Here is a 25262-nt window from a genome sequence, read left to right on the forward strand (position 1 = left end):
CCCCTGGGGCCCCCCGCCCCCCGCGGGGCGCCACCCGCGGGGGGCCGGGGGCCGCGCCCCCCCCCCCCCCCCACCGGTTTCTTGCATGCCGTCGGGAATCGGCAGGTTATCGCTAGAAGGACCCCAGGTCGTACGAGTCCTCGAGGCTGACCGCCGGGCCGCCGCCGTAGGCGAAGGCGTTGGCGGTCGTGTCCTCGTAGCCGCCGAGGGAGTAGACCGCGGCCTTGGCTTCCTCGGTGGGCTCGACCGACACGTTCCGGTACTTGGCGATGCCGGTACCGGCCGGGATCAGCTTGCCCAGGATCACGTTCTCCTTCAGGCCGACCAGCGAGTCGGACTTGCCGGAGATCGCGGCCTCGGTGAGCACGCGGGTGGTCTCCTGGAACGAGGCCGCGGACAGCCACGACTCCGTCGCCAGCGAGGCCTTGGTGATGCCCATGAGCTGCGGGCGGCCGGAGGCCGGCTCGCCGCCGTCGGCCAGCACCTTGCGGTTCTGCTCCTCGAACTCCAGGCGGTCGACCAGGGAGCCCGGCAGGAACTCCAGGGTGCCCGAGTCGATGATCGTCACGCGCTTGAGCATCTGGCGCACGATGATCTCGATGTGCTTGTCGTGGATCATCACGCCCTGCGAGCGGTACACGTCCTGGACCTGCTCCACCAGGTGGCGCTGGACCTTCCGCGGACCGAGCACGCGCAGCAGCTCGTGCGGGTCGATGGTGCCCTCGACGAGCTTCTCGCCGACCTCGCAGTGCTCGCCGTCGCCGAAGCGCAGGCGCAGACGGCGCGGCACCTTCTCGACCACGATCTCCTCGGAACCGTCGTCCGGGGTGATGATGATCTTCCGGCTCTTCTCGGCGTCCTCGATGCGCACGGTGCCGCTCGCTTCAGCGATCGGCGCCTTGCCCTTCGGGACACGGGCCTCGAAGACCTCCTGCACACGGGGCAGGCCCTGCGTGATGTCGTTCGCGGTCGCCGCACCACCGGTGTGGAAGGTACGCATGGTCAGCTGCGTGCCCGGCTCACCGATCGACTGGGCCGCGATGATGCCCACGGCCTCGCCGAGGTCCACCTTCTCGCCCGTCGGCATCGACCGGCCGTAGCAGGCCGCGCAGACGCCCTGGCGGGACTCGCACGTGAGCACCGAACGGATCTTCACGTCCTGGACGCCGGCGGCGACCAGGGTGGCGATGTGGTCCGAGTTCAGCGGCGTGTTCCGCTCGAGGATGACCTTGCCGTCGACCTCGACGTCGTCCGCGAGGTTGCGGGCGTCGATCGAGGAGTCGACCAGGTCGGACTCGATGCGGCGGCCGTCGACCTCGACCGAGACCTGGAACTCCAGGCCGCGGTCGGTGCCGCAGTCGTCCTCGCGGATGATGACGTCCTGCGAGACGTCCACCAGACGACGGGTCAGGTAACCCGAGTCGGCGGTGCGCAGCGCGGTGTCGGCGAGGCCCTTGCGGGAACCGTGGGTGGAGATGAAGTACTCCAGCACCGTCAGGCCCTCGCGCAGCGAGGACTTGATCGGGCGCGGGATGATCTCGCCCTTCGGGTTCGCCACCAGGCCGCGCATGCCGGCGATCTGGCGCAGCTGCAGCATGTTGCCTCGCGCGCCCGAGTTGATCATCTGCCACAGCGGGTTCTCCGGCTGCAGCGTCTGGTTCAGGTCGTCCAGCACCTCGGCCGTGGCCTTGGTCCAGATCTCCGTCAGCTCGCCGCGACGCTCTTCAGCGGTCATGAGACCGCGCACGTACTGCTTGTCGATCTTGGCGGAGTCCGCTTCGTACTTCTCCAGGATCTCGGCCTTGTGCTCCGGCTCCACGACATCCTCGATGCCGATGGTCACGCCGGACCAGCCCGCCCACTTGAAGCCCGCGGACTTCAAAGCGTCCAGGCAGGCGCCCAGCTGCACCTTGGAGTAGTGCTCGGACAGGTCGTGGATGATCTCCGAGAGCTGGCCCTTGCGGACCTCGTAGTTCACGAACTCGAAGTCCGGCGGCAGGCACTCGTTGAAGAACACCCGGCCCAGCGTCGTCTCGACCAGCAGCGGCTCGCCCGGGGTCCAGCCCTCAGGGGCCGTCCACGGCTCGGCACCGGGACCGTTGTTGATGGTCTCGATGTCCTCGAGGCGGATCCGGATGGGCGCCTGGAGGTCCAGCTCGCCGCGGTCCTTCGCCATCTGCGCTTCGCCCTCGTTCGCGAACGCGCGCCCCTCACCGGGACGGCCTTCCGAGAGGTGCGTCAGGTAGTACAGGCCGATGATCTGGTCCTGCGTGGGCAGGGCCACCGGCTTGCCGTCCGACGGCTTCAGGATGTTGTTCGACGCCAGCATCAGGATGCGGGCCTCGGCCTGGGCCTCGGCGGACAGCGGCACGTGCACGGCCATCTGGTCGCCGTCGAAGTCGGCGTTGAAGGCGGTGCACACCAGCGGGTGGAGCTGGATGGCCTTGCCCTCGACCAGCTGCGGCTCGAAGGCCTGGATACCCAGGCGGTGCAGCGTGGGCGCACGGTTGAGCAGGACCGGGTGCTCGGAGATGACCTCTTCGAGCACGTCCCACACGACCGGACGGGCGCGCTCGACCATGCGCTTGGCCGACTTGATGTTCTGCGCGTGGTTCAGGTCCACCAGGCGCTTCATCACGAACGGCTTGAACAGCTCCAGCGCCATCTGCTTGGGCAGACCGCACTGGTGCAGCTTCAGGCGCGGGCCGACCACGATGACCGAACGGCCCGAGTAGTCGACGCGCTTGCCGAGCAGGTTCTGGCGGAACCGGCCCTGCTTGCCCTTGAGCATGTCGGACAGCGACTTGAGCGGACGGTTGCCGGGGCCCGTCACCGGGCGGCCGCGGCGGCCGTTGTCGAACAGCGCGTCCACCGACTCCTGCAGCATCCGCTTCTCGTTCGCCACGATGATCTCGGGCGCACCGAGGTCCATCAGGCGCTTCAGGCGGTTGTTGCGGTTGATGACGCGGCGGTACAGGTCGTTCAGGTCCGAGGTCGCGAACCGGCCGCCGTCGAGCTGCACCATCGGGCGCAGCTCCGGCGGGATCACCGGCACGCAGTCGAGGACCATGCCCAGCGGCGAGTTGCCCGTGGCCTGGAACGCGGCCACGACCTTCAGGCGCTTGAGCGCACGCAGCTTCTTCTGGCCCTTGCCGGTCGCGATCGTCTCGCGCAGGCTGATCGCCTCGGCGTCCAGGTCCAGGTTCTCCAGCAGGTTCTTGATGGACTCCGCGCCCATGCCGCCGGTGAAGTACTCCCCGAAGCGCTGCTGCAGCTCGCGGTAGAGCATCTCGTCGCCGATGAGCTGGCGCACCTCGAGCTTGCGGAACGTGTCCATGACCTCGTCGAGACGGTCGATCTCACGCTGCGCCTTGTCGCGGATCTGGCGCATCTCGCGCTCGCCGCCGTCTTTGACCTTGCGGCGGACGTCGGCGCGGGCGCCTTCGGCCTCAAGCTCGGCCAGGTCGCCCTCGAGCTTCGAGGCGCGCTCCTCGATCGCAGCGTCGCGCTGCTGCTCGAGGTGGCGCTTCTCGGCGACGATCTCGTTCTCCAGGGTCGGGACGTCCCGCTGGCGGGCCTCGTCGTCGACCGCGGTGATCACGTACGCCGCGAAGTAGATGACCTTCTCCAGGTCCTTCGGCGCCAGGTCCAGCAGGTAGCCCAAGCGCGAGGGAACGCCCTTGAAGTACCAGATGTGGGTCACGGGAGCGGCGAGCTCGATGTGGCCCATGCGCTCGCGGCGGACCTTCGAACGGGTCACCTCGACGCCACAGCGCTCACAGATGATGCCCTTGAAGCGGATCCGCTTGTACTTGCCGCAGTAGCACTCCCAGTCCCGGGTCGGACCGAAGATCTTCTCGCAGAAAAGACCGTCCTTCTCAGGCTTCAGCGTGCGGTAGTTGATGGTCTCGGGCTTCTTGACCTCGCCGTGGGACCACTGCCGAATGTCCTCGGCGGTGGCGAGGCCGATCTTCAACTTGTCGAAGAAGTTGACGTCGAGCACTGAACTCTTCCCCTTGATGGTTCTTAAGGATTGGATGAGACGTTGGGGAGAGCGGGCGGCTCTCGCAGATCTTGCTCCGCCCGCTCTCTCTCGACGTCAGGCGCTCTCGAAGTCCACGCTCGAGGGCTCTTCGTGGGACAGGTCGATCCCCAGCTCCTCAGCTGCGCGGAAGACCTCGTCGTCGCTCTCCGTCATCTGGATGGCCTGCCCATCGGCGGACAGCACCTCCACATTGAGGCAGAGCGACTGGAGCTCCTTGAGCAGCACCTTGAACGATTCCGGAATGCCCGGCTCGGGCACATTCTCGCCCTTGACGATGGCCTCGTAGACCTTCACGCGGCCCACCACGTCGTCGGACTTGATCGTCAGCAGCTCCTGCAGCGCGTAAGCGGCGCCGTAGGCCTGCATGGCCCAGCACTCCATCTCACCGAAGCGCTGGCCGCCGAACTGGGCCTTACCGCCGAGCGGCTGCTGGGTGATCATCGAGTACGGACCGGTCGAACGCGCGTGGATCTTGTCGTCGACCATGTGGTTCAGCTTCAGGATGTACATGTAGCCGACCGAGATCGGGTCCGGGAACGGCTCGCCGGAGCGGCCGTCGAACAGCTGCGCCTTGCCCGTCGGAGCGACCATGCGCTGGCCGTCGCGGTTGGGGAGCGTGTTCGCCAGGACGCCCTGGACCTCGTCCGGGTGCGCACCGTCGAACACCGGCGTGCCCACCTTGGAGTCGGCCGGGGCCTCGTCGGCGCCGATGGCCCTGAGCGCCTGCTGCCAGGCCTCGTCGAAGCCCTCCAGCTTCCAGCCGGTCTTGGCCGCCCACCCGAGGTGGACCTCCAGTACCTGGCCGATGTTCATACGGCCCGGCACACCCAGCGGGTTGAGCAGGATGTCGACCGGCGTCCCGTCGGGGAGGAACGGCATGTCCTCCTGCGGCACGACCTTCGAGATGACGCCCTTGTTGCCGTGGCGGCCGGCGAGCTTGTCGCCGACGCCGATCTTGCGCTTCTGGGCGATGTAGACGCGGACCATCTCGTTCACGCCCGGGGACAGCTCGTCGCCGTCCTCGCGCGAGAAGGTGCGGACGCCGATGACCGTGCCGGCCTCGCCGTGCGGGACCTTCAGCGACGTGTCGCGGACCTCGCGGGCCTTCTCACCGAAGATCGCGCGGAGCAGGCGCTCCTCCGGGGTCAGCTCGGTCTCGCCCTTCGGCGTGACCTTGCCGACGAGGATGTCGCCGTCCTCGACCTCGGCACCGATGCGGATGATGCCGCGGTCGTCCAGGTCGGAGAGCATCTCCTCGCCGACGTTCGGGATGTCGCGGGTGATCTCCTCCGGGCCCAGCTTGGTGTCGCGGGCGTCGACTTCGTGCTCGTCGATGTGGATCGAGGTGAGCACGTCCTCTTCGACCAGCCGCGAGGACAGCACGATGGCGTCCTCGAAGTTCTGGCCCTCCCAGGTGGTGAACGCGACGAGCAGGTTCTTGCCCAGCGCCATCTCGCCCTTGTCCGTGGACGGACCGTCGGCGATCGGCTGGCCGGCCTCGACGCGCTGGCCCTCGGTGACGAGGGGCACCTGGTTGATGCACGAGCCCGCGTTGGAGCGGCGGAACTTGTGCAGCAGGTAGGTGCGGCGCATGCCGTTGTCCTGCGCGATGGTGATGTAGTCGGCGCTGGAGTCCTCGACGGTGCCGTCGGCCTCGGCGACGACGACGTCGCCGGCGTCGACCGCGGCGCGGTACTCCATGCCGGTGCCCACGAGCGGCGAGTCCGTCTTGATGAGCGGGACGGCCTGACGCTGCATGTTCGCGCCCATGAGGGCGCGGTTGGCGTCGTCGTGCTCGAGGAACGGCACCAGCGCGGTGGCGACCGAGGTCATCTGGCGCGGCGAGACGTCCATGAAGTCGATCTCGTCGGCGGTGAGCAGCTCGGCCTCGCCGCCGTCGCGGCCGCGGGCCAGAATCTGCGCGTCGATGAACGAGCCGTCATCGTTGAGCAGCTGGTTCGCCTGCGCGATGGCGACGCGGTCCTCCTCGTCGGCCGTCAGGTACTGGATCTCGTCGGTGACCTTGCCGTCGACGACCTTCCGGTACGGCGTCTCGATGAAGCCGAACGGGTTGACGCGGGCGAAGGTCGACATGGCGCCGATGAGGCCGATGTTCGGGCCTTCCGGCGTCTCGATCGGGCACATGCGGCCGTAGTGCGACGGGTGAACGTCGCGCACGTCCATGGCGGCGCGGTCGCGGGACAGACCACCCGGACCGAGCGCCGAGAGGCGACGGCGGTGGGTGAGGCCCGTGATCGGGTTGACCTGGTCCATGAACTGCGACAGCTGCGAAGTCCCGAAGAACTCCTTGATCGCGGCCACGACGGGGCGGATGTTGATCAGGGTCTGCGGCGTGATCGCCTCGACGTCCTGGGTCGTCATCCGCTCGCGCACGACGCGCTCCATGCGGGAGAGGCCCACCCGGATCTGGTTCTGGATGAGCTCGCCGACGGTGCGCAGGCGGCGGTTGCCGAAGTGGTCGATGTCGTCGGGGCCGTAACCCGGCTCGGCCGAGTGCAAGCGCAGCATGAACTCGATCGTCGCGGCCAGGTCGTCCTCGGTGAGCACGCCCGTGGAGATCGGCGAGTCGAGGCCGAACTTCTTGTTGACCTTGTACCGGCCGACCTTGGCGAGGTCGTAGCGCTTCTTGTTGAAGAACAGGTTCTCCAGCAGCGACTGCGCGTTGTCCTTCGTCGGCGGCTCGCCCGGGCGGAGCTTGCGGTAGATGTCGAGCAGCGCCTCGTCCTGCGAGTTGATGGTGTCCTTTTCCAAGGTCGTCATCATGAGCTCGGACCAGCCGAAGCGCTCGCGGATGCGGTCGTTGTCCCAGCCGATGGCCTTCAGCAGCACGGTGACGGCCTGGCGGCGCTTGCGGTCGACGCGGACGCCGACGGTCTCGCGCTTGTCGATGTCGAACTCGAGCCACGCACCGCGGCCCGGGATCACCTTGGCGCTGGTGAGGTCCCGGTCGGAGGTCTTGTCGGGCTGCTTGTCGAAGTACACGCCCGGCGAACGGACGAGCTGCGAGACGACCACGCGCTCGGTGCCGTTGATGATGAAGGTGCCCTTCGGGGTCATCATGGGGAAGTCGCCCATGAAGACCGTCTGGCTCTTGATCTCACCGGTGGTGTGGTTGATGAACTCCGCCGTGACGAACAGCGGGGCGCAGTAGGTGAGGTCCTTCTCGCGGCACTCCTCGATGGGGGCCTTGACCTCGTCGAAGCGAGGATTGGAGAAGGACAGGCTCATGGTGCCCGAGAAGTCCTCGATCGGGCTGATCTCCTCGAGGATCTCGTCGAGGCCGCTGACCGCCTCCTCGCCCACGCGGGCGCGGTACGCCTCGTTGCCGACGAGCCAGTCGAACGAGTCGGTCTGGAGCGCCAGAAGGTTCGGGACTTCGAGTTTCTCTTCGATCCTGCCGAACGAGATACGGCGAGGTGCGTGCTTGCTCTTGCTGGAGCTGGTCTTGCCAGTGCGGGAAGCTGCCAAGATTCGTCCTTCCGAGGACCTGATTGTTACGACGGCCGGCGCATGCCGCAGTCACCGCACCGATGCGGGATAGACGAGGACAGCCGGAGTCGGGCACCAGATCGAGGCGGAGCAGCCGAAAGCTCGGCGTCCTACGTCGGTCGATTGCCTGGAATCCCCACCGTCCACGACCCTCACCGCGTCAAGAAGGCGTGAAGGAGGCAGCGCAAATTAATAGCTTAATGTACGCTCCGGCAACTGTCAACTTCCCCACCGGGTGGTGGGGTAAGGGGTGACGACAATCTCTCCCGCTGCCGAAGTTCCTTCCGTACATCGCTCCGAGTCCGGTTCGCACGCTCGCCGGTTCAGTCCTGCCTCCGGGGCCGCCCCGCGGCGGCCCTGGCGCTCCGTCCGCGTTGCCGGGACCGGCCCGGTGGGGGCGAACGTAGCGCGCGCCACGCAGTGGCGCTTGAGGAACTAGTTTGCAGGATCAAGTCACACTTCGTCAAGTCAGGCGTCTAATTCGCCCGGATGCGCCCCTTCGGCCCCAGCGCCTGAACCGGCGCTCCGGTGGGGCGGAGCGGGCGGGTGATTCCCAGCGCAGCGGGGGTGCCGGGGCGGGGCGCGGCGACGGGGCGCGGCCGTTGCGAAGGGCCGCACAAGCTTCGGAGCCCGGGCGTGTCGCGCCCGCGCGGACCCGCCCGGCGCAGCGCGGCGCCTGGGGGCCGGTCAGGGAGGTCTCGGATGCGGTGCGGGCCCGGGACGCCTTTGCGTCGCCTGCCGCCGGTGCCGGACCGCTCGCGCGTCCCGGCGCCCGGCCGCAATGCGGCGTCCCGGCCTCGCACCTTCGGGGCGGCAGGTCCGAACGGACCGGCCGCCTCGACGTGTACAACGAGCCCGCGCCGCAAAGGTGACGCGGGCTCAATGCGGTGGCGGAGCGGTCGGCCCGCGATGTCGCGGCCTCCTGGATGTCGGGGTCGATCACGATCGAGCCGTCGTCGCCCACGGCGGGGACAGCGTGGCGAACGCCGGGTCGTCGCGATCGAGCAGGAGGGTCGGCGGCGTTCATCCGGTTGCGCTCACCGCCGGCGCCGCTGTCCCGCCCTCCCTGGACGCAGGGCGGCCCGGGCCGCGCCCCATCTGCGCAGCCCGGGCCTTTTCTTCCCCGATAGAGAAGTGGCTTGTTACTGGTCGAGCATCTCCTGGGCCTTGGTCAGGGCGTCTTGCATGTCCTGCTGCCAGGCGTAGAGGTCGTCCTCGACGGCGGTGTAGGCCTTGACGTTCGCTTCGTCGTAGGCCTTCTCGGAGGCGGCGGCGTAGCCGGTCTCCTCGCCGCACTCGCCGAAGTCGACGGCCATCTGGATCTCGAAGGCCTTCTTGGCCTCGTAGTCCGCGGGCATGTCGTCGGGAAGCGCGGGGAGCTCCGTGCCGTCGTCGCCGTAGGACATCATCCGCTCGTCCTCGGGCACGCCGTCGTAGTAGATCTCGTTGAGCCACATACGGACCGGCAGGCTGCCGTACTCGTCGAACTCGAAGTCGGCGTAGCCGCGCTCGGTGATGCAGTCGAGGTACTCGCCCTGGAGGTCGCCGATGGCGGCGGCGTAGTCGGCGGAGATGTCGTCGTACATCGTGTCTTCTTCACCCGAGCCGTACGTCGGGTTCTCGGGACGGTAGGTCCAGTAGGAGTAGCTGCCGCCGCCGCCCTCCTCCTCGTAGGTCTCCTCGACCAGGGTGGGCTCGCCGTAGAGGGCCTCGATCATCTCGAGCTGGCAGCCGTCGGGCTTGGGCTCGACGTACTCCTCCTCCTCGACGATGATCTCGCCCTCGTCCTCGACGACCTCTTCCTCGGCGGCGCCCTCCTCGAGGGCTTCGTACTCCTCCTCGGTGAGCTCCTCCTCGGACATCATCGAGATGTACTGGTCGCGGGTGCCGTTCATGTCCTCGGTGTACTCGACGCCCTGGTAGGCGACGTACCAGTCGTACTGGTCACCGGGGTCGAGGGCGTCCCACTCGGTGGTGTCGGGCTCGACCCACGCGTCCTCGCCCTCCTCCTCCGCCCACTTCTCCTCCTGGAGGGTCCAGTACTCCTCGGCCTCGCCGTTCTCCTGGGCCTCGGCGCTGTCCGCCCAGGCGCCGAAGCCGAACTCCGCGGCCTCCTCGGCGTCGACCAGGAACTCCTCGTGCGGGTAGCCCCCGGACAGCGACTCCTGCTCGTACGCCTCCCAGGCCTGGAAGGAATAGGGCTCGTGGACGGTGAAGCCGGCCTCTTCCAGGCAGTTCTGGACGATGCGGTGCTCGGCGGTCACCAGCTCGGACTCGATGCGGTTGCTCTCGTTGAGGATCGAGAGCAAGCGGTCCTCATCGGACTGATCGTCCTCGCCGCCGCCGATACCGAGCATCCCGCAGCCGGCGGTCAGCGCGAGCACTGTCGCCCCGCCGAGTCCGGCCGCCCATCTCCTTGCGGACATCGTCCATCTCCTTGAGTGCGTGGGTGTGTCTACTCGCAAAGACGTAGCGGTGGGCGGGTTTCGTTGCGCCCGGTGCGAATTCTTCTAAGAATTTCCCCGGGAAGAAAGAAGACCGGGTCCGCGCCGCCGTAAGGCGGTGCGGACCCGGTCCACGTACAAGGGCTGGGAGGCCCCTTTTCAAATCACGGAAGTCGCGATTACTTCAGGGTGACGGTGGCGCCGGCGCCCTCGAGGGCCTCCTTGGCCTTCTCCGCGTCTTCCTTCTTCGCGCCTTCAACGACAGCCTTGGGGGCGCTCTCGACGAGCTCCTTGGCTTCCTTGAGGCCGAGGCCGGTGAGGCCGCGAACTTCCTTGATGACCTTGATCTTCGACTCGCCGGCAGACTCGAGAACGACGTCGAACGTGTCCTTCTCGACAGCGGCTTCGGCGGCCGGGCCGGCAGCGGCGGCAACGGCGACCGGAGCGGCGGCGGTGACGTCGAACTCTTCCTCGAACGCCTTGACGAACTCGGAGACCTCGAGGAGGGTCATCTCCTTGAACGCGTCGAGCAGTTCAGTGGTGGAAAGCTTAGCCATGGTGTGTCCTTTCTTTAAAGTCTCGGGCTAGTGGGGTTACTCCCCACTGGCCGCCTTCTTGTCCTGCAGCGCCGCACCGAGCCGGGCCACCTGCGAGGCAGGGGCGGCGAGCACGGAGGCGGTCTTCTGCGCGGTGGCCTTCATCGCGCCGGCCAGCTTGGCCAGGAGCACTTCGCGCGACTCGAGGTCGGCGAGCTTGGTGATCTCTTCGACGGAGAGGGGCTTGCCCTCCATGTATCCGCCCTTGATCACCAGGGCTTCGTGCGTCTTGGCGAAGGCGCGGAGGCTCTTCGCGGCTTCCACCGGGTCGCCTTCGATGAAGGTGATCGCGGTGGGGCCGACGAACAGCTCGTCCAGGCCGCTGACGCCGGCCTGGTTGGCAGCGCGCTTGGCAAGGGTGTTCTTCGCGACGCGGTAGTGCGTCCCCTCGCCGAGGGAACGCCGCAGCTCGCGCATTTCCGCAACAGTGAGGCCGCGGTACTCGGTGAGCACCGTGGCGTTCGCGTTGGAGAAGTCCTGGGCGAGTTCGGCGATGGCGGTCTGCTTACCCGCCGGGTATTCCCGTTCAGCCATAATTCCCTCCTTTCCTCGGCTGATCAATCCTCAACCGTTCGCGGAGGCGACAAACAAAAAAGGCGCCCCTGCGGGACGCCTCATCACTGGGACCTGAGGCCAACTGAGTTGGCCCACACCATGGTCGCTTCGAGTAGTCGCCCTACGTCGGTTCCGGGTGGTTTACAACCGCACAAGGCGGTAACCGAACGGTCTATGGGTTGTGGCCTCTAAATTAGCACGGGGCATGAACGTGGCCCCAGCGCAGGAGCCTGCACTGGGGCCACGTCACACTTCGCGGTGCTTACTTGATCTTGACCGCCGACGGGTCGACCGGGATACCGGGGCCCATCGTGGTGGAGATGACCGTCTTCTTGAGGTACACGCCCTTGGAGCTGGCGGGCTTCAAGCGCTGCACCTCTTCGAGGGCGGCGTTGTAGTTCTCGGTGAGCTGCTCAGCGGTGAAGCTGGTCTTGCCGATCGGCAGGTTCAGGTTCGCGTGCTTGTCGACGCGGAACGAGATCTTGCCGGCCTTGATCTCCGTGACGGCCTTGGCGACGTCCGGCGTGACGGTGCCGGTCTTCGGGTTCGGCATGAGACCGCGCGGGCCCAGGATGCGCGCGATCCGGCCGATCTTGGCCATCTGGTCGGGCGTGGCGACGGCGGCGTCGAAGTCGAGCCAGCCTTCGGAGATGCGCTTGACGAGCTCGTCGGAGCCGACCTCGTCGGCGCCGGCGTTGACGGCGGCCTCGGCCTTGTCACCCTCGGCGAAGACGATGACGCGGACGGTCTTGCCCGTGCCGTGGGGCAGGGCGACGGTGCCGCGGACCAGCTGGTCGGCCTGACGCGGGTCGACGCCGAGTCGGATCGACACCTCGACGGTGGCGTCGAACGTGGTCGGCGAGGTCTCCTTCGCCAGCCCGGTCGCCTCGGCGGGCGCGTAGAGCTGGTTGCGGTCGACCTTCTTGGCGAGGTCGGTGTACTTCTTGCTGCGCTTCATGTTCCATCCTTCGGATGTCGTGGTGAGGGCGGGCGCGCGCCCCTCCACTGGGTGGTCTGGTGACTGCCGAACGCTCGGCGGCCGAGTGACTATTCGTCGGCGCTTATTCGACCGTGATGCCCATGGAGCGGGCGGTGCCCGCGACGATGAGCGACGCGGCGTCGAGGTCGTTGGCGTTGAGGTCGGGGAGCTTCTTCTCCGCGATCTCGCGCACCTGGGCCTGGGTCACCTTGCCGACCTTGACGCGGTGGGGCTCGCCAGAGCCCTTCGCGACACCGGCGGCCTTGAGCAGGAGCTTGGCGGCCGGCGGGGTCTTGAGGACGAACGTGAACGAACGGTCCTCGTACACCGTGATCTCAGCGGGGAGGACTTCGCCGCGCTGGGATTCGGTGGCCGCGTTGTAGGCCTTGCAGAACTCCATGATGTTGACGCCGTGCTGGCCGAGGGCGGGACCCACCGGCGGGGCCGGGGTGGCCTGGCCACCCGCGAGCTCCAGCTTGAACGTCACAACGGCCTTCTTGTTGGGAGCCATCGTGTCCTTCTCTTGATCCTGGGCTGTGCAGGGATCTCCCCTGCCTTACATACGCGCACGCCAGCGGCCTGCGCGCAACTCATCCAGGGTACTCGCCCAGGTGGCGGGCACTCTGCAGGAGGTATGTGAGCTGTAGCTCGTGCTACAGCTTCGAGACCTGGTTGAAGTTGAGCTCGACCGGGGTCTCGCGGCCGAAGATCGACACGAGCACCTTGAGCTTCTGCTGCTCGGCGTTGATCTCGGCGATGGTGGCCGGCATGGAGGCGAACGCGCCGTCGACGACGGTGACGGACTCGCCCTCGGTGAAGTCGACCTTGATGTCGAGGTCGCCGCCGCCGGACTCGGACTGGGTCTCGTCCTTGGGCTTCTGCTCTGGAGGGAGCAGCCACTGGATGACCTCGTCGAGCGGGAGCGGGCTGGGGCGGTCGGTGCGGTCGACGACGCCGACGAAGCCGGTCACGCCGGGCGTGTTGCGCACGACCGAGTAGGACTCGGGGGTCATCTCCATGCGGACGAGCACGTAGCTGGGGAAGACCTTGGCCTCCACCTTCGAGCGCTTGCCGTTCTTGATCTCCACCTCGGTGTGGGTGGGGACCTCGATCTGGTAGATGAAGTCCTCCATGTCGAAGGACTGGATCCGGTTCTCCAGGTTGGAGCGCACGCGGTTCTCGAAGCCGGCGTAGGAGTGCAGGACGTACCACTCGCCGGGGGCGAAGCGCAGCTTGGCGCGGAGCGCCTCCGCCGGGTCGACCTCGGGCTCGCCGGGGACGGCGTCCTCGTCGATCTCCGGCTCCGCTTCGACGTCCGCGACCTGCGCCGCGGCAGCCTGCGCCGCGACCTCGTTCTTCAGGGCCTCGTCGAACTCAGACACGCTCAACTCTCATTCCGACTCGACCTCGCAACGGCGAGGTACTGCGACTGATTCTCTGCGATGGTGCGCGCTCCGGACCGGTTCGCGACCGGCTTCTCGGATGCGGCGATCCCCGCCTGTGAAGTCGCGCGCCGGCGGAACCGGCGCGCGTCATACCCACTAGGGTAGCCGCTCGGCACGGCGGCGCGCCTCAGGCACCGGCGAACCGGCGCAGGTCACGCAATCCGCCCGGTGCCGCCGAGGGCGGGGCGAACGGAGCGCGGCGCTAGGACTCGGCGCCGAAGGCCCGGCGGACGAGGTCGCCGAAGAGCAGGTCGAGGCCGCCGATGTAGGCCATCATGATGCCGACGAAGACCAGGACCACGACGGAGTAGGTGATGAGCTGGCGGCGGGTCGGGTAGACGACCTTGCGCAGCTGCTCGACGACCTCCTTGAGGAAGCGGCCGAGGCGCTTGGCGGGGTTGCGCGAAGCGGTCTTCTCGCCCTGCTTGCGAGTGGGACGACCCTTTTCAGCGGTCGCATCCGCATCGGAGCTGCTGGTGTCGTCGGCCACGTCGGCTTCCTCCAGGGTTCTTCTGATCGGGGCGGTCAGGCTAGCAGCATACCGGAACGGTACGGCTCGTCACTATCGCGGCGGGGTGCTTCGGCGGCGCTCGACGTAGGTGGTGCACAGCTCGTCGCGGCGCTCGTTCCAGCGCTCGCGCATGAGCGCCATCTCGTGGTCGACGAACTCCATGAACGCGGCGGTCTGGACGAGGCGGTCGCGGCCGGGACCCTCGGGCAGGGTCTCGATGCCGAGGACCGCGAGTTCGCGGTAGCGGTTGATGATCGGACTGCGGTCGAGCATGATCGAGCCCCAGATGTCGTCGTCGTTGAGGCGGTAGACGTCGGCGCGGGTGGAGGGGCGGCGGCCTTTGATGAGGAGGCCGGCGGTGGCCAGCTCGCGCACGGCCCCGGAGACGGCGGCGAGGCTGATGCCCAGGCCCTCGGCGATCTCCGCGGCGGTGTAGGTGTCGGCGTCGTCGACGAGGACGTAGGAGAACACCCGCGCGGACATGCGCTGGAGTCCGCTGTCGATGAGGAGCCCGGCGAACTGCTCCACGTACTCCAGCAGGGCCTTGCGCGCCCCGGTGTGCTCTTCCATCGTTCCCCTTCGCGGTCCGCCGGTCGGATCTTGATGCTATCTTGACACGCCATACATTTTACAAATTCATGAAAATCATGATAATTTGTGGGCATGAACGCAGTGATCCGCACTGAAGGACTGGTCAAGCGCTTCGGCCACGTGACCGCCCTCGACCGCCTCGACCTCGAAGTGGCCCAAGGGGAGACGCATGGATTCCTCGGCCCGAACGGCGCCGGGAAGTCCACCACCATCCGCGTCCTCCTCGGGATGCTCCGCTCCGACGAGGGCCGCGCCGAACTCTTCGGCGCCGACCCCTGGAAGGACGCCGCCACCCTCCACAAGCGCCTCGCCTACGTCCCCGGCGACGTCGCGCTCTGGCCCGGCCTCACCGGCGGCGAGACCATCGACCTCCTCGGCCGCCTGCGCGGCGGCGTCGACAAGGCCAAGCGCGACGAGCTGCTCGAGCGCTTCGACCTCGACCCCCGCAAGAAGGGCCGCTCCTACTCCAAGGGCAACCGGCAGAAGGTCGCCCTCGTCGCCGCGTTCGCCGCCGACGTCGACCTGCTCCTCCTCGACGAGCCCACCTCCGGCCTCGACCCCCTCATGGGCGCCGTCTTCAACGAATGCGTCAAGGAGGCCTCGGCCGCCGGGCGCACCGTGCTCCTCTCCAGCCACATCATGAGCGAGGTCGAGGCGTTGTGCGAGCGGGTGAGCATCATCCGCAAGGGCGTCATCGTCGAGACCGGCACCCTCGCCGAGATGCGGCACTTCTCCCGCTCGCGCCTGCGCGCCACCCTCAAGAACCCCGTGCGCGGCCTCGAAGACCACGCAGGCGTCCACGACCTCAGCACCGACGGCCTCGACATCGAGTGCAGCATCGACACCGCCGCGCTCGACGAGGTGCTGGCCCAGCTCGCCGTCGCCGGCATCGCCGCGCTCACCTGCGAGCCGCCGTCGCTCGAAGAGATCTTCCTGCGCTTCTACGGCGACGAACTGGCGGCCTCGGGCGTGCCGAACGGGGAGCCGAAATGACCGCCGCGGTCGCCGAACTCGAAGACGGCCTGGGCACGCTGGCCGGGACCGGCAAGCTCCTGCGCTTCCAGCTGCGGCGCTCGCGCCTGTACCTCCTGGGCTGGCTCGCGGGCCTCGCCGGAGGCACCTGGATGACCGCGGCCTCCTTCCCCGGCCTGTACCCGGACGCCGAGGGCCGCGTCGCCTACGGCGTCACCGTGAACACGCCCGCGATGCGCTCGATGACCGGGCCCGTGGAGTACATCGAGGCGTACGGCGAGAGCACCGGCGCGATGTTCGCCCACCAGATGATCCTGTGGACCGGGGCGCTCACCGCCGTCATGTTCCTCCTGCTCATCGTGCGGCTCACCCGAGCCGACGAGGAGACCTCCCGGTCGGAGGTGTTCCGCTCGAACCCGATCGGCCGCCGCGCCGACCTCGCCGCGGCGCTGGCGCTGGCCGGGATCGCGGCGGTGGCGCTCGGCGCGCTCATGGCGGCCGCGGTCGCCGCGCTCCCCGGTGACCAGGGCGCGAGCGCGCTCCTCTTCGGACTCGCGCACACCGCGATCGCCGTGGTCTTCGCCGCCGTCGCGGCGGTGACGGCCCAGCTCGCGGGGTACGCCTCGAGTGCGAACGGGCTCGCGTTCATGGTGCTGGGCTGGTCGGCGCTCACCGCCGGGATCGGCAACGCCCAGGAGAACTGGGCGACCTGGCTCTCGCCGATCGGCTGGGCGCAGCTGACCTTCGTGTACACCCCGGAGCAGCGGTGGTGGCCGCTCGCACTGAGCGCGGTCGTCGCGGTCCTCGCGGTCGGGCTCGCGTTCGCGCTGGTCACGCGCCGCGACTTCGGGATCGGGATGCTCGCCGGGCGGCTCGGGCGCGGCGAGGCGAAGCCGGGCCTCGACAGCGCCACGGCCCTCACGTTCCGGTTGACGCGCGGCATGACCCTGGCCGGGGTGATCACGATGCTGCTGCTGGGCGCCGCGTACGGCTCGCTCATGGGCGGGGCCGACGAGATGCTCGAAGGCCTCTCGGAGACCGAGCGGGCCGTGCTCGACCAGGGCGGCTCGAGCATCCAGGAGAACATCACCGCGACGTTCGTGGCGTTGAACGGCCTGTTCGCGGGCCTGTTCGGGCTGCTCGTCGTGGGCCGCGCCGGCAAGGAGGAGACGCAGGGGCGCGGCGAGCTCATCGCCGCCGCCGCAGTGCCGCGCTCGGGCTGGCCGGGCTCGTACCTGCTCGCGGCTTTGTGGGCCGTGACGATCGCGACCGTGACGGCCGGAGTGTTCCTGGGCCTGTCCGGTTCCGCCTCGCTCGGCGACTGGTCGTACTTCTCGACGGGCCTGTGGGCCTCGCTCCTGCAGCTGCCGGCGGTGTGGGCCCTCACGGCGTTCGCGTTCGCGGCGTACACGTGGCTCCCGCGGCTGGGCTGGCTGCGCTGGGTCGCGTGGGTATGGCTGTTCGTGGTGCTGTACTTCGCGAACCTGCTGGACCTCCCGGAGTGGGCGCGGGCGGTCTCGCCGTTCGAGCACCTCGCGAAGTACCCGGCGACCGACGTCGACTGGCTCGCGACGGCCCTGGTGACCGCGGCTGCCGGGCTCTTGACGGCACTCGGCTACGCGGGAGCGCGACGCCGGGACCTCCAGTTCAGTTAGCTTCGACACCAAAGGAAACCAAGCGCCGCCGGGGCCCGTTCGGGCCCCGGCGGCGCTGCGCGCGTCCGCTAACCGGGGCCCTGTGCGCGCATTCGCGAATCGCGGCCCTGTGCACCCACCCCACCCACCCGGGGGCCGACCAGCCTGCCTCTCAATCGTCGCCGCGGGGTCCGACAGGAAAACGGGTAACGAGTCGTCACGCCGCCGATGTTCACCCGAAGGCGTGAACGCCGGGCGCGGCCGGGCCGGCGCGGCAGCGTTCCGGGACCGGAGCGGCACCGCGAGACGGCACTGCGAGACGGCGCCGCGAAACGGCACCACGGAACGGCACCACGGAACGGCACTGTCGAGCGTGGCGGAGCCGCCTCGGGGCACTCGACGCGCCGTGCCGATCGGAATTGTCGTGGGGCCGTGGTTCCATAGGGTGCGTGTCCGACCTTCGGTATGAACTCACCGATCCGCCCGCCGCGGCTGAGACAGGTTTCGACCTCGACGCCCGGCAGCAGGCGGTGGTCGAGCACGCCTCCGGCCCGCTGCTCGTGCGCGGCGGACCCGGCACCGGCAAGACCGAGGCGCTGCTGCGCGCGGTCACCGCGAAAGTCGAGGCCGGGGTCGACCCGGCCTCGATCCTCGTGTTCGGCCTGCGCCGCCAGGACACCGCCTACCTCCGGTCCCGCCTCAACGCCGCGACGGCCGGGCTCTCGGCCGCCGAAGTCGGCGTCTACACGTTCGCGGCGTTCGCGTTCGCGCTGCTGCGCGCCTCGGCGGTCGCCGCCGGCCGGGACGAGCCGCGCCTGCTCACCGGCCCCGAAGCCGACGCGCTCATCCGCTCCATGCTCGAAGGCGAGGACTTCGCCTGGCCCCCCGGCTTCGACGAGGCCGTGCGCACCTATGCGTTCGCTCAGCAGCTGCGCGACCTCGTGCTCCGCTGCGGCGAGCGCGGCCTGTCCGCGCCCGAGCTGACCCGGCTCGGCGGCGAGCATGACCGTCCTGAATGGATCTCGGCGGCGCGATTCTACGACCGGTACGTCACCACCCTCGCACTGCAGTCGATGTCGAGCGCCCTGTACGACTCGGCCGAGATCGTGCGCGCCGCCGGGGCCGCGCTGCGCCGCGACCCGACCCTCTTCCCCAGGCCCGCTTGGGTGTTCGTGGACGACATCCAGGACGCCACCCCCGCGCACCTGCGGCTCCTCGAGCTCCTCGCCGGGGACGGCGCGAACCTCGTCGCCGCCGGCACGCCGGACGCGGCCGTGTTCGGCTACCAGGGCGGCGACCCCGAATCGGTGCGGGACTTCCCGTTCCGCTTCACCGGGCAGGGCGGCGCCGAGGCGCCGACGGTGCAGCTGGACGACACGCACGACGTCGCGCTCGCACCGCTCAACGCCACCACCGTGCTCTCGCGGCGGCTGCGCGGCCACGACCGGGACCGCAAGCGCGGCACCGCCTCCGAAGAGCAGGGCCGCGTCGACGTCGTCTACCTGCCGTCGCCGACCCGCGAGGCCGTGTACCTCGCCGACGTCGCGCGCCGCGCGCACCTGCTCGACGGGATCCCCTACGGGGACATGGCGGTCGTCGTCAAATCGGCGTCGGAGATACCGCGCCTGCGCCGGGCCATGCAGCACGCGGGCGTGCCCACCCGCCAGGCCGCCGACGACGTGCCGCTGCCCGCGCACCCCACCGTGCGCAACCTCCTGCACCTCGTCCTGGTCGGGCGCGGGCGCGAACGGCTCGACGAGTCCAACGCGGCCGGACTCCTGCACTCCTCGTTCGGCGGCGCGGACCCGTTCGAGGAGCGGCGCCTGCGCCAGGAGTTGCGGCGCCTCGCGGTCGCCGCCGACAACTTCTCCCCCGGCGCGGACCTCCTCGTGGAGACCCTGCGCGACCCCGAGCGCACGGCCGAACTGCCCGACGAGGACTGGGCCGAACCCGCACGGCGGCTCGGCGCGCTCTTCAAGGCCGCCAAGGAGGGCACCGGCCTCAGCGGCACCCTGTGGGCGGTCTGGGAGGCCTCTTCGATGAGCGAGCGCCTGCGGCGCCGCGCGCTCTCGGGCGACCGGCGGGCGCAGCGCGCCGACGCCGAACTGGACGCCGTGATCGCCCTGTTCGACCTGGCCGCCGACTACGAGATGAAGCAGCCCGGCGCGGGCGTCGAGGTCTTCTGCGAGCACGTGCTCCACCAGCAGCTCCCCGGCGACTTCCTCTCCGCGCGAGCGGAACTGGGCGACGCGGTGACCCTCGCGACCGCGCACGCCGCGCACGGGCGCCGCTGGGAGTTCGTGGTCGTCGCCGGCGCGCAGGAGGGCGCGTGGCCCAACCTGCGACCGCGCGGGTCCCTCCTCGGGGCCGAAGCGCTCGTCGACGTGATCGACGGCCGCGCCGACGTGGACCAGGTGGCGCAGCTCCTCGACGAGGAGCGGCGCCTCTTCTACAGCGCGTGCACCCGCGCGCGGGTGCGGCTGCTCGTCACCGCCGTGGACTCCGAAGAGGCGCAACCGAGCCGGTTCAGCGCCGAACTCGGCGTCGAGCCCGTCGCCGCGCCCCGCCGGGGCCGGCCCCTGAGCCTCGCCGCGCTCACCGCGCGGCTGCGCGAGGCCGTGGTCGACTCGGGCCACGCCGAACGCGACGCCGCCGCCGCGGCCCTGCGGCGGCTCGCCGAATCCGGCGTCCCGGGAGCGGACCCGGCCAAATGGTGGGGCCTCGCGGAGGTCTCCGACGAACGGGCCCTCGCCCTCGCGGGCGAGACCATCCGCATCTCACCGTCCCAAGTGGAGAAAACCCAGCAGTGCGGGCTGCGGTGGGTCCTCGAAGCCCACGGCGGCGACTCCGGCGACCTCCTCCCCCGCCACCTCGGCACCCTCCTCCACGCCGCCGCCGAAGCCGTCACCGTCGACCCCACCGCCGACCCCAAGACGGTGATGGAGCAGGTCGTGGGCGAGCACTTCGACCGGCTCCCGTTCGAAGCCCCCTGGCACGCCGAGCAGCAGCGCCAGCGCGTCTCCGGCGCCGTCGAGCGGTTCGCGAAGTGGCTCAGCGCCAACCGCAGGGAGCTCGTGGGCGCCGAGCGGTCGTTCCGGATCAAGCTCGAGGTCGGCCCGCCCGGGGTCGAGGTGGTCATGTCCGGCCAGATCGACCGGCTCGAACGCGACGGCGACGGCCGCCTCTACGTGGTCGACCTCAAGACCGGGAAGAGCGCGGTCAGCAAGGCCGAGGCGCAGACGAACCCGCAGCTGGGGATCTACCAGCTGGCCATCAGCGAGGGCGCGTTCGAAGAGGGCTCGGAGCCGGGCGGGGCCGAGCTCGTGTACCCGAACGCGAAGGGCGCCACGGCCGTCGCCCGCGAGCAGGGGCCGCTCGGGGAGCATGAGAACCCGGACTGGGCGCGCGAGATGGCCGAGGACACGGCGGTGCGCATGGCCGGGTCGGTGTTCGAGGCCCGCAACACCAGCAGATGCGAGACCTGCTCGGTCAAGCGGTGCTGCCCGATCGCCGACGAGGGACGACAGGTGACCGATGAGTGAGCGCCCCGCACCCCGCTACACGGCGGTGGGCCTGGCCAACCGGCTCGGCACGCCGACTCCCACGGCCGAGCAGGCCACCGTGATCGAGGCCGGGCCCGACCCGATGCTCGTCGTCGCGGGCGCCGGCTCGGGCAAGACCACGACGATGGCCGACCGGGTCGTGTGGCTCATCGCCAACCGGGTCGCCCGGCCCGAGCACATCCTCGGCCTCACCTTCACCCGCAAGGCCGCGGCCGAACTCGCCGCGCGCGTGCGCGACAAGCTGCGGCGGCTCACCGAGTCGATCCCCGAGCTCGCCGACCTCCACGGCGAGCCCACGGTGTCGACGTACAACGCGTACGCCGGGGGCCTGGTCGCCGAGCACGGTCTGCGGATCGGGATCGAGCCGGGGACGCGGGTCATCACCGACACGGGGCGCTGGCAGATCGCGCGGGACCTGGTGTGCGCGTGGGACGGCCCGATGAGCGAGTTCGACGTGGGCGTCGACAAGGTCACCGAGCAGGTGCTGCAGTTGGCGGGGCAGCTCGCCGAGCACCTGCGCGACGGCGACGACCTGCGCGCGTTCGACCGCGAGCTCGCCGAGATGCTCGCGGAGCGCCAGGGCTCGCGGCAGTCGAACGACCAGTTCCGGGCGTTGATGTCCTTGCGGCGCAAGCGGGAGCAGCTCCTGCCGCTCGTGGAGTCCTGGGACCGGCGCAAGCGCGAGCTCGGCGTCATGGACTTCGCCGACCAGCTGTCGCTCGCCGCGCAGCTGGTCGCGGGCGCGCCGGAGATCATCAAGAGCGAGCGCGAACGCTGGCGCGTCGTGCTCCTCGACGAGTACCAGGACACGTCGTTCTCGCAGGTGTCGCTCCTGCGGGACCTGTTCGGCGGCGGCCATCCGGTGACGGCCGTGGGCGACCCGAACCAGTCGATCTACTCCTGGCGCGGGGCCTCCGCCGGCACCCTCCTGCGTTTTCCCACCGACTTCCCCACGCCCGCGGGGAGGCCCGCGTCGCGCGTCGAGCTCACGAAGTCGTGGCGCAACCGCGCCGAGATCCTCGCCGTCGCCAACCAGGTCTCCGAGCCGCTGCGCGCGGGCGACATCCGGCCCCTCGAAGCCGGTGTCGACGGCCCCGGCATGGTGCGGGCCGCCATGCATCTCACCGTCGCCGACGAAGCGGACTGGCTCGCCGCGAACCTCGCCGTGATCAGGGATTCCATCGAGGACCACCGGCGGGCCGAGCACGGCGACGCCGCGAAGCCCGTCGAGGCCGCCGTCCTCGTGCGCAAGCGACGCCAGATCCCGGCCCTGCACCGGGCCCTGACGGCCGCCGGGCTGCCCGTGGAAGTGGTCGGCTCGCTCGGCCTGCTGTTCCATCCTGAAGTGGCCGAAGCGGTCGCGATGCTCAGGGCCGCCGCGGACCCGACGGACGGGCCCTCGCTGATGCGGCTGCTCGCCGGGAACCGGTGGCGGATCGGGCCGCGCGACATCGCGGGCCTGTGGGCGCGCGCCCGCGAGCTCGCGCCCGACACGCGCGGGTTCGAACCGGACGCGGGGCGTGAGGCCGAGGCGTCCCTGGCGGATGCGCTGGCCGATCCGGGTCCGGCCGAGCGGTACTCGGCGCTGGGGTACCTGCGGTTCGCGCAGCTGCACGAGGAGCTGGCGTGGGTGCGCGGGCGGCTGGGGCAGAGCCTGCCTGACGTAGTGGGCGATGTGATCGCGCATTCGGGGCTGGACGTCGAGGTGATGCTGCACCACGGGGACTTGTCGAATCTGGACGAGTTCGTGGACATCGCGGCGGCGTATGAGAACGACACGAGCGGGGCGAGCATTCCGGGGTTCCTGTCCTATCTGGAGACAGCGGCGGAGCGCGAGCGCGGGCTGACCGTGGAGGGCGCGTCCCCGGCGGGCGGGGTAGTGCAGCTGCTCACGGTGCATGCCGCGAAAGGCCTGGAATGGGACGTGGTGGCGGTGCCGGGCTTGTGCGAGGGCATCCTCCCGGGCAAGGTGAAGGGCGACCAGACGTGGGTGAGCGATGCGGCGCGGCTGCCGTACCCGCTGCGCGGCGACGCCGAGAACCTCCCGGCTTTGTACCTGGACGACGCCACGGTGCCCGCGGAAGTCAAAGGGGCCGTTGAGGAGTTCAAACGGGACGACGAGGAGGCGCGCCTGGAGGAGGAGCGGCGCCTCGCGTACGTGGCGCTGACCCGCGCGCGCCAGGCCCTGCTGGCGAGCGGGTACTGGTGGGAGGCCGAGCGGCGGCAGCCGCGCAAGCCGGCCCCGTACTTGACCGAGGCGGTGGCGGCGGGCGCGGAGGCGACCGTGTGGGCCGATTCGGGCCCGTCGAACCCGCTCGAGGAGGACGCGCGCACGGCGGAGTGGCCGAGCAAGGCGCCCTTGGGTTCCCGGCAGGAGGCGTTCGCGGACGCGGCCGACCTGGTGCTGGCCGTCGCCGAGGAGACCGTGTCGGAGGGCCCGCAGGCGCGGGCCTGGCGCGAGGAGGCCGAACTGCTGCTCGCCGAGCGCGAGGAGCGCGAATCGGGAGTCGTGAAGCTGCCGCGCCCGAAGCGGCTCTCGACGTCCCAGCTCATGGCGATGCGCGCGGACGAGGAGCGGTTCGCGGCCGAGCAGCGCCGCCCGATGCCGGTCCCGCCGCGCCCGGCGACCCAGCGCGGCACGGAGTTCCACTCGTGGGTGGAGGAGTTCTTCGGCGGCGGTACCCTCTTCGACCCGGCCGACCTGCCGGGCGCGGCCGACCCGGTCGGCCCGGACGCCGACCTCGAGCGGCTCAAGCAGGCCTTCCGGAACTCGGCTTGGTCCAAGCGGCGCATCGCGGCGCAGGAGGTGCCGTTCGTCATCGACTTCGAAGGCGTGATCGTGCGCGGCCGCATCGACGCGGTGTTTTTCAGAGAGCACAGCCTCGGCGAGACCGGCGGCTACGACATCGTCGACTGGAAGACGGGCCGGCCCCCGAAGGGCGAGGCCGCCCGCCATGCGGCCCTGCAGCTCAAGGTCTACCGGAAGGCCTGGGCCCGCCTCAAGGGCATCGACGAGTCCGAGGTCCGCACCGCGTTCCACTACATCGGCTCCGACCACACCTGGTGGCCCGACCTCGATTAGCGTGCCGGCCCTCCGGCGTTCGCAGCGAGGTCGCCGCCGGTTTGCAGTGCGCCGTTAATGTGGATGCTGTCCCGGGGCCGGGCCCATACCGGCCTTCGGTCCTGCCACCCACAGGGCCGCAGCGGGACCCTCTCTGATTGGAACCCATGAACACTGAGACGACCCCCCGCCGCGCCCGCCGGGCCACCGCCCTCATCGGCGGCACCTTCGCCGCGGTCCTCGCCCTCGCCGCCTGCGGCGGCAACTCCGACACGCCCGAGGGCGCGGTCGAGAACTTCCTCGACAACGGCATCGAGGACCTCGCCAACTCCATGGCGGCAGGCGACTTCGAGGGCGCCGCGAACGACGCCGAGGAGTACCTCTGCGCCGAGGACGCCGACGGCCTCAAAGAAGCCGGGGCCATGTTCGAAGGCATGAGCGAGGACGAGATCAAGGACGCCATGGGCGACGAGGCCCTCGTCCCCGAGGACTGGTCCTACGAGATCGGCGAGGTCACCGAGGACGGCGACACCGCGTCCGTCGAGGTCACTATGACCGAGGACGGCGAGGACACCGAGGAGACCTTCGACCTGGTCAAGGAAGACGACGCCTGGAAGATCTGCGGCCAATTCGCCTAAGCGACACCACGCCCGAAACGGGGCCCGGCGAGCAGTGCTCGCCGGGCCCCGTGGTTCCTCACTTGACAACCGCCGTTCCGGCAGTCGCTCCCGGCGGCCCGACCCCGATGAGCGCCAAGTCCTCGCCGCGTTTTGCGGTTGCTCGCCCGTCGCTCCAGACGGATCATCTCCGAATGGTGAAGCTGACAGTCGAACTCCCGGACGATCTCGCCGCATGGCTCGCCGACAGCGCGGCGACACGGCGGAGCTCCCGCCAAGATCTGGTGGTGGAAATAATGCGCGACGCATACGAGCGATCAGTCGCAATGGAGGCGCTCGCGGCGAAAGCGGTACGCGAGCACCACGAGCTGATGCGGCGCCTTGCATCAGGACCGAGCGACCCGAATGTCGAGTTAGTCGGGCGAATCTTCCAAAAGCGACTGTGAACTGCGGTTCCGCGAGTTATCCACAGCCTCAAAACTGCCCCTTGGCAACTCTTGCCCGACCTGTGAGAGTTGGTAGGCAAAAACACCTTCCTCCGGTGGTTGGAGGACGAGGGAGGTGGAACCGGTTCTGGCAGGACTGGCGGCAAAGTGGGAACCCCGGGGGCCGCCCCCGAAGACCGCGCGGGAGTGCACTCCCGCGCGGCTCCTGTCGGAACACCTCGCGAGGAAAGAGAAAGCGCGGGGGCGGGGGGCCCCCCCCCACGCGGCCCGGCGGGCCCCCCCCCCCCCCCAGC

At 69.6% G+C, this 25262-nt stretch carries 16 protein-coding genes; 6 read left to right on the forward strand and 10 right to left on the reverse strand.

Annotated elements, in window-relative coordinates; translation table 11 throughout:
* Positions 1 to 112: 112 nt before the first annotated feature.
* From O2L52_RS08825 to O2L52_RS08870, 10 genes are all read right to left on the reverse strand, one after another.
* Positions 113 to 4003 (reverse strand): DNA-directed RNA polymerase subunit beta', encoded by a 3891-nt coding sequence (locus tag O2L52_RS08825; RefSeq protein WP_270114998.1) that lies wholly within the window; start codon positions 4001 to 4003, stop codon positions 113 to 115.
* 96 nt (positions 4004 to 4099) lie between these two features.
* Positions 4100 to 7534 carry a DNA-directed RNA polymerase subunit beta gene (rpoB, locus tag O2L52_RS08830; protein WP_270114999.1) on the reverse strand — a complete coding sequence of 1145 codons (3435 nt, stop codon included), beginning with the start codon at positions 7532 to 7534 and terminating at the stop codon, positions 4100 to 4102.
* Between the two features lie 1163 nt (positions 7535 to 8697).
* Complete coding sequence (locus O2L52_RS08835) at positions 8698 to 9981, reverse strand: hypothetical protein (protein ID WP_270115000.1); 1284 nt, start codon at positions 9979 to 9981, stop codon at positions 8698 to 8700.
* Positions 9982 to 10178: 197 nt separating this feature from the next.
* A complete protein-coding gene (rplL, locus tag O2L52_RS08840) occupies positions 10179 to 10556 on the reverse strand; it encodes a 50S ribosomal protein L7/L12 (RefSeq protein ID WP_270115001.1) in 378 nt (125 codons plus the stop codon).
* Between the two features lie 36 nt (positions 10557 to 10592).
* The gene (gene rplJ, locus O2L52_RS08845) at positions 10593 to 11129 is read right to left on the reverse strand and encodes a 50S ribosomal protein L10 (RefSeq protein ID WP_270115002.1); all 537 of its coding nucleotides are present in this window, start codon (positions 11127 to 11129) and stop codon (positions 10593 to 10595) included.
* A gap of 283 nt (positions 11130 to 11412) precedes the next feature.
* Entirely contained in the window at positions 11413 to 12108 is a 696-nt protein-coding gene (rplA, locus tag O2L52_RS08850; RefSeq protein ID WP_270115003.1) for a 50S ribosomal protein L1, read from the reverse strand.
* A 103-nt stretch (positions 12109 to 12211) separates the two neighbouring features.
* Complete coding sequence (gene rplK, locus O2L52_RS08855) at positions 12212 to 12640, reverse strand: 50S ribosomal protein L11 (protein WP_136528430.1); 429 nt, start codon at positions 12638 to 12640, stop codon at positions 12212 to 12214.
* A gap of 142 nt (positions 12641 to 12782) precedes the next feature.
* On the reverse strand, positions 12783 to 13511 hold the full coding sequence (gene nusG, locus O2L52_RS08860; protein ID WP_270115004.1) for a transcription termination/antitermination protein NusG: 729 nt from the start codon (positions 13509 to 13511) through the stop codon (positions 12783 to 12785).
* A 265-nt stretch (positions 13512 to 13776) separates the two neighbouring features.
* Entirely contained in the window at positions 13777 to 14064 is a 288-nt protein-coding gene (gene secE / locus O2L52_RS08865) for a preprotein translocase subunit SecE (RefSeq protein ID WP_270115006.1), read from the reverse strand.
* Between the two features lie 72 nt (positions 14065 to 14136).
* The gene (locus O2L52_RS08870) at positions 14137 to 14655 is read right to left on the reverse strand and encodes a GbsR/MarR family transcriptional regulator (protein WP_270115007.1); all 519 of its coding nucleotides are present in this window, start codon (positions 14653 to 14655) and stop codon (positions 14137 to 14139) included.
* Positions 14656 to 14748: 93 nt separating this feature from the next.
* Here O2L52_RS08870 and O2L52_RS08875 point away from each other — a divergent pair, with 93 nt between their 5' ends.
* The 6 genes from O2L52_RS08875 to O2L52_RS08900 all read left to right on the forward strand — a co-directional run bounded on the left by O2L52_RS08875 (position 14749) and on the right by O2L52_RS08900 (position 24969).
* The gene (locus tag O2L52_RS08875; RefSeq protein ID WP_270115008.1) at positions 14749 to 15669 is read left to right on the forward strand and encodes an ABC transporter ATP-binding protein; all 921 of its coding nucleotides are present in this window, start codon (positions 14749 to 14751) and stop codon (positions 15667 to 15669) included.
* Positions 15666 to 17303 carry an ABC transporter permease gene (locus O2L52_RS08880; RefSeq protein WP_270115009.1) on the forward strand — a complete coding sequence of 546 codons (1638 nt, stop codon included), beginning with the start codon at positions 15666 to 15668 and terminating at the stop codon, positions 17301 to 17303. The genes O2L52_RS08875 and O2L52_RS08880 overlap by 4 nt, the downstream gene beginning before the upstream one ends.
* A gap of 428 nt (positions 17304 to 17731) precedes the next feature.
* Positions 17732 to 20824 carry an ATP-dependent DNA helicase gene (locus O2L52_RS08885; RefSeq protein ID WP_270115010.1) on the forward strand — a complete coding sequence of 1031 codons (3093 nt, stop codon included), beginning with the start codon at positions 17732 to 17734 and terminating at the stop codon, positions 20822 to 20824.
* Positions 20817 to 23927: a UvrD-helicase domain-containing protein gene (locus tag O2L52_RS08890; RefSeq protein ID WP_270115011.1), complete on the forward strand. Its 3111-nt coding sequence runs from the start codon at positions 20817 to 20819 to the stop codon at positions 23925 to 23927. Before O2L52_RS08885 ends, O2L52_RS08890 begins: the two co-directional genes overlap by 8 nt.
* A gap of 146 nt (positions 23928 to 24073) precedes the next feature.
* Positions 24074 to 24544, forward strand: coding sequence for an Rv0361 family membrane protein (locus tag O2L52_RS08895; protein ID WP_270115012.1), 471 nt, complete (start codon positions 24074 to 24076; stop codon positions 24542 to 24544).
* Between the two features lie 173 nt (positions 24545 to 24717).
* A complete protein-coding gene (locus O2L52_RS08900; protein ID WP_270115013.1) occupies positions 24718 to 24969 on the forward strand; it encodes a hypothetical protein in 252 nt (83 codons plus the stop codon).
* Positions 24970 to 25262 lie beyond the last annotated feature (293 nt).

The organism is Glycomyces algeriensis, from assembly GCF_027622855.1.
Lineage (GTDB): Bacteria > Actinomycetota > Actinomycetes > Mycobacteriales > Micromonosporaceae > Glycomyces > Glycomyces algeriensis.

Excerpts from the sequence above, each read along its gene's own strand:
- O2L52_RS08895 (WP_270115012.1), top strand. The coding sequence starts at position 24,074 with ATGAACACTGAGACGACCCCCCGCCGCGCCCGCCGGGCCACCGCCCTC.
- rplL (WP_270115001.1), bottom strand. The coding sequence starts at position 10,556 with ATGGCTAAGCTTTCCACCACTGAACTGCTCGACGCGTTCAAGGAGATG.
- O2L52_RS08880 (WP_270115009.1), top strand. The coding sequence starts at position 15,666 with ATGACCGCCGCGGTCGCCGAACTCGAAGACGGCCTGGGCACGCTGGCC.
- rplJ (WP_270115002.1), bottom strand. The coding sequence starts at position 11,129 with ATGGCTGAACGGGAATACCCGGCGGGTAAGCAGACCGCCATCGCCGAA.
- O2L52_RS08890 (WP_270115011.1), top strand. The coding sequence starts at position 20,817 with ATGAGTGAGCGCCCCGCACCCCGCTACACGGCGGTGGGCCTGGCCAAC.
- O2L52_RS08870 (WP_270115007.1), bottom strand. The coding sequence starts at position 14,655 with ATGGAAGAGCACACCGGGGCGCGCAAGGCCCTGCTGGAGTACGTGGAG.
- O2L52_RS08875 (WP_270115008.1), top strand. The coding sequence starts at position 14,749 with ATGAACGCAGTGATCCGCACTGAAGGACTGGTCAAGCGCTTCGGCCAC.
- O2L52_RS08900 (WP_270115013.1), top strand. The coding sequence starts at position 24,718 with ATGGTGAAGCTGACAGTCGAACTCCCGGACGATCTCGCCGCATGGCTC.
- O2L52_RS08835 (WP_270115000.1), bottom strand. The coding sequence starts at position 9,981 with ATGTCCGCAAGGAGATGGGCGGCCGGACTCGGCGGGGCGACAGTGCTC.
- rplK (WP_136528430.1), bottom strand. The coding sequence starts at position 12,640 with ATGGCTCCCAACAAGAAGGCCGTTGTGACGTTCAAGCTGGAGCTCGCG.
- rplA (WP_270115003.1), bottom strand. The coding sequence starts at position 12,108 with ATGAAGCGCAGCAAGAAGTACACCGACCTCGCCAAGAAGGTCGACCGC.